Source organism: Geobacillus sp. ZGt-1, assembly GCF_001026865.1.
Classification (GTDB): Bacteria; Bacillota; Bacilli; order Bacillales; family Anoxybacillaceae; genus Geobacillus; species Geobacillus thermoleovorans.
Genome location: NZ_LDPD01000169.1, coordinates 1 through 4,453, shown reverse-complemented (window position 1 = coordinate 4,453; position 4,453 = coordinate 1). Strand labels below are relative to the sequence as shown.

General features: G+C 43.9%; 5 protein-coding genes. All 5 read left to right on the top strand.

Features of this window, described 5'->3' with window-relative positions:
- Nucleotides 1–99: 99 nt before the first annotated feature.
- Nucleotides 100–825: a CRISPR-associated endoribonuclease Cas6 gene (gene cas6 / locus VU18_RS16365; protein WP_044746561.1), complete on the top strand. Its 726-nt coding sequence runs from the start codon at nucleotides 100–102 to the stop codon at nucleotides 823–825.
- Nucleotides 822–2,618 carry a CRISPR-associated protein Cst1 gene (locus tag VU18_RS16360; protein ID WP_047758566.1) on the top strand — a complete coding sequence of 599 codons (1,797 nt, stop codon included), beginning with the start codon at nucleotides 822–824 and terminating at the stop codon, nucleotides 2,616–2,618. The genes cas6 and VU18_RS16360 overlap by 4 nt, the downstream gene beginning before the upstream one ends.
- Nucleotides 2,615–3,502, top strand: coding sequence for a type I-B CRISPR-associated protein Cas7/Cst2/DevR (gene cas7i / locus VU18_RS16355; RefSeq protein ID WP_047758565.1), 888 nt, complete (start codon nucleotides 2,615–2,617; stop codon nucleotides 3,500–3,502). Before VU18_RS16360 ends, cas7i begins: the two co-directional genes overlap by 4 nt.
- Nucleotides 3,503–3,504: 2 nt before the next feature.
- The gene (gene cas5b / locus VU18_RS16350; RefSeq protein WP_044746558.1) at nucleotides 3,505–4,206 is read left to right on the top strand and encodes a type I-B CRISPR-associated protein Cas5b; all 702 of its coding nucleotides are present in this window, start codon (nucleotides 3,505–3,507) and stop codon (nucleotides 4,204–4,206) included.
- 23 nt (nucleotides 4,207–4,229) lie between these two features.
- Nucleotides 4,230–4,453 (top strand): hypothetical protein (locus tag VU18_RS16345; RefSeq protein ID WP_047758564.1); only part of this gene is annotated, 224 nt, incomplete at its 3' end.

Below are 4,453 nucleotides of genomic sequence, written 5' to 3'. Positions count from 1 at the left end.
GTGAATTTGCTCATCTACAGTTTATTAATTTCAAAAGACAAATTTCGACAACATTTTTAGTCAAAATACGGTAATATGTAAGTCAAAAGGAGGTGCGTCATGAGGCTTACTTGTTCATTTAAAGTGGAAAGAATGCCTGTTTCATACCGCATGATGTTGGTGTCGGTGATAAAAGAAGCATTGCGAACGTCGGATGAGCAATATTATGAGCGTTTATACAACAGTTCTTCAATGAAACCATTTTCATTTTCTACATATTTAAGAAATTTTCGATTTGTCGGCCAAGAGGTTTATTTAGATGGAATAACAATGACCGTTAGTTCACCTGATCATGAGTTTCTCTTGCACTTATACAACGGTTTGCAACAAAAGCAAGTATTTTTATACAAGCACTATCAGCTTGTAAAAGAGAAAATCCGCATGCTGCCGGAGAAAACGATCACAGATTCTACCGTGGTGTTTCGCACCCTTTCTCCGATGTTGGTTGAAGATAAAAACCAGAAGCCGGTCAGCCCAGATGCTCCTGATTATGAGGAGCACGTGAATTATTTAGCAGATCTGATTTTGCGGCAGTATCGGGGAAATGGGCTATTGTCGCCCTTGATTGTGCGGCCGTTGCGATGGCGCAAGGTGGTCGTGAAGGAGACGAATCATGAATTCGAGGCAACGCATGGGGGCGGCGACGTTTTATATTTTACAGCGTACCAAACTTTCTTTTCGCTAACTGGCCATCCAACCGATTTGCAGTTGCTGTATCAGCTCGGGTTGTCGAAACGGCGCAATCAAGGATTTGGCTTGCTTGAGGTAGAGGAGGTGCGGGGATGAGGATTGAACTCCGCATGGGCGAGTGGATGGTGACAATGGGGCTTGTCGGGCTGTACCGTGTTTTCGAATACGGGCTGGAAAATCGTTTGATTGATCAGCAGTACAAAAACAGCATCCGAATCGTTCCACAGGGGCTTGAGTTGGAGACAGGCGTACTTCCACTATTACCGCGAGCATATTTTCATTATTTGCTCGACGAATACAGTACGGCAAAGCGAACTAGAGAGAGATTGCTTTCCTACCTTGGACAGGCAAAAAAGGAAAATTTGTTTTCAACGGCTCTGGCCAATATAAAAAAGACGATTACGGATACGGGGAAGAAAATTCAACAGTATTTCCCCGATGAACCGATCAGTCCCTTGCTTGAAGCGCTTAAGTCAATAAAAAAACCAGAACAAATCGAGCAATTGGAGCAATGTATTGCGGAATTCCAACAACTACTTTCCAAAGAAGCCATTAATGAAAAGCTGACATTAAATTATTTTAAAGCGGCTGTTCTCAAATCTTTTTTTGGACAAGTATCGTTCTTGAATGTTTCGAAAAATCATTTGGATTTGGAAGGGCATATCGAACAATTTCAAGCCGATTATATTGTTCCGGTGCAACGCGATCTTCAATTGGAACAAATTTTGCGCTCTGCTTCGGCAGAGAAAGACGTTCTTTGTTTTTTGGATGAGCATGTTGAATATGAGCCGTTTAAAGCGTTGAAGAGAGCGTGGAAAAAGAAGCCTTTGCCACAAATGCAAGAAGAACTGAAATCGGTGTATGAATGTATGCTTTTCCCTGGCCGCATTGCTTTTTATAATTTCGAAGAAATGATTTTTTCCCCGATTGGGATAACAAGTAAGGCTTTTAATTTCAATTGGGACTTGCAGGACAAGCAACCGAAACCGATTTCATCTTTGGCGAAACTTGTGTTGTTTTTTGCGCCTGCTGGTGCGGCGATTTACTTAAAGAAAGAAGGATTTCAAGACCAAAACGAGTATCGCATGTACGCAGGCTTTGTCCAATCCGATGCGCCATTCCCGGAGATTTTACAGAAAAACAACCACCTGAAGCAGATGAAGCAGCAAAAAGATCCGTTTGACCGCATCGTCAGCAAGCTCGTCCAAAGTGTAACGAAAGAAGCAAGCTATGTGGTTGACCATCTATTTTTCTTAGAATTTTCTTCTGACTATGACAGCAAAAAAACGCATTTACACTATTACCATCTCCCATTGTATTTGGCGCGCTATTTTGTTGAATATCCTGGAAAGTTGGATTACGTCCACTATGACTATCGTGAACAATTCATCCAAGACGTGTTGCGCGGAGTCGACCCTGCTCGAGTCATTTATGAATATTTGCGTGATTGTATTGAAAATGGACGTTCCCACATCGGCCCTTACATCGCTATTCGCGAACGCAGCCGAATTATGCAGTTGAAAAGGAGAGGAAAAGAAATGGAGAAAACAGACAAAAGGATATATGCCCTATATCGGTGCGGCCAAGAGATTCGAAAGGCATTGGAACAGGCTGGAAGCCCCAAAACGGCCGACCGTTATTCTGCCAGCCCGAGTAAAAAAATTAGCGCCATTGCCTATCGGTTGTTAAACGCAGCGAAAGCGGGGGATCGGAAAAGCTTCTTGGATACGTTGTTCCGTCTTCATATGTCAGCGGATCAGCCCATTTCTCCGCTTTTCTTAAATGCGCTGCATGAGCGGGATTTGGATTTTCCTGCTGTAGCCAACGCTTTTATTGCTGGGTTGCTGTCTCAAGAAGGACAAGGAGAACAAGAGGAGGTTGTATCATGACGAAAACGGTCACGATGACGATTGTCTTTCAAGCGGGATCGCTAAACTATGGAGAGGGCATTGCGAATATTTCCGAATTGAAAAAGTTTCATCGCGGCAATGGAGAGGCGTACACATACGCATCGCGGCAAAGTTTGCGCTACGATATCGTCCGTTTAGGAAATGAACTGTTTGGTTGGAACTTAAATACCGTTGATAAAGCGAGCGGGGTTGTTCAGTTCAAAAAAGATGTCACCATCGAAGATTCCGTTGAAATGGATTTATTCGGGTACTTGAAAACGGATAAAAACTCGCAAAAACGCGCTGCTGTTGTTCGTCTAAGCCATGCCATTTCTCTCGAGCCATACAAAAGTGATTTGGAGTTTTTAAACAACATGGGACTAGCGAGCCGAATTGGTGCTGATCCGAATTTGGCTCAGATCGAGCAGCACCAAAGCTTCTATTGTTACACCATCACGATAGACTTGCATCGCATTGGCGTCGATGGGGAGGTCGAGCTGTCCAATCAGGAAAAAACGAAGCGCGTCCAGCAATTGCTTGATATTGTGAAGTTGCTCAATCGGAATATTCGCGGCCGCCGTGAAAACTTGTCCCCGCTATTTGTCATCGGCGGAGTATACGATGTAGCGAATCCGTTTTTCCTCGGAAAAATTCGCCTGTCCTCTTCGCCGCGAGGGTGGGAAATTGATCTTGCCCCGATCGAGGACACCATGGCGCAAACGTTCGCTGGCAAGGCAGTTGCTGACGAGACGCGCATCGGTTTAGTAAGCGGCATATTTGCGAATGAAGATGAATTTGCACAACGATTTGCAGAGAAGACTGGATCAGTGGAGCAGTTTTTCCGCCATATTGCTGAACAAGTTCAAACATACTATGGTGAATGATAATGAAGGCGTTGCGTTTAAAACTATTTCAAGAGACAGCGTGCTATAAAAAGCCGTTCGCTTCAAAGGTGGCGGAAACATATCCGCTTCCGCCTTATTCTACGGTTAAAGGAATGATTCACGCGTTGCTTCGCGCGGATCGTTTCATCCCCATGCGACTAAGCGTCCAAGGGGAGTATGAGGCGAAACTGCTCGACTATCAGCGGCATTACTTTTTTAAAAAACGAAATGTCGCTGCTTTTCCGCTGATCCTTGACGGGATTCAGGATGAGTCGTTTTCGTATGATGCTAACGAAATCACGACAATGCCCATTTATACACATTTGTTGTACCGAGTTGATTTGCTGATTCACGTTGAGGCAGAAAAAGAAGTTCTTGAACGGATAATTCATGCCATCGAAACTGGCGAAAACCATTATAGTTTAGGCAGATGGGAAGATTTGGTCCGAATTGATGAGTATAAAATCGTTCAGGTAGATGAATTGGATGAAGAGAAAGATTTGCGCTATTACGCCTACATTCCCCATCATTTGCTCGATATAGACATAAAGCATATCCCATATGAACTCCCTTGGAAATACGAAGTCGTGAACGGAGTGAGAAAATGGGAGAAAATCAATGTGGGATACGTGCGGAAGGGGACGACAGCTCCAGAGGGAGTGTGCGTTGATGAAGATGGGGAACTTGTATTTTTCCATTTGTAGAAATAGGAGGAAATCAAACGGTCATGTTTTATGCAAAGTCCGAAACGAAAGAGACGATCCGTGAACATACGGATCGTCTTCTTGATAATTGGCGATTACTAAAGGACAGTTATGGAGACCGATTGATTCGCGTCAATGAACGAATGTGGGAATTGCTTCGATTAGCGATCGAGTACCATGACATCGGGAAAGCGAACACGGTGTTTCAAAACAAAATCCGCCGCGCCATTCAAGAAGAACTGTTGGA

Coding starts and splice junctions, on each gene's coding strand:
- cas7i (WP_047758565.1), top strand. CDS start 2,615: ATGACGAAAACGGTCACGATGACGATTGTCTTTCAAGCGGGATCGCTA.
- cas6 (WP_044746561.1), top strand. CDS start 100: ATGAGGCTTACTTGTTCATTTAAAGTGGAAAGAATGCCTGTTTCATAC.
- VU18_RS16360 (WP_047758566.1), top strand. CDS start 822: ATGAGGATTGAACTCCGCATGGGCGAGTGGATGGTGACAATGGGGCTT.
- cas5b (WP_044746558.1), top strand. CDS start 3,505: ATGAAGGCGTTGCGTTTAAAACTATTTCAAGAGACAGCGTGCTATAAA.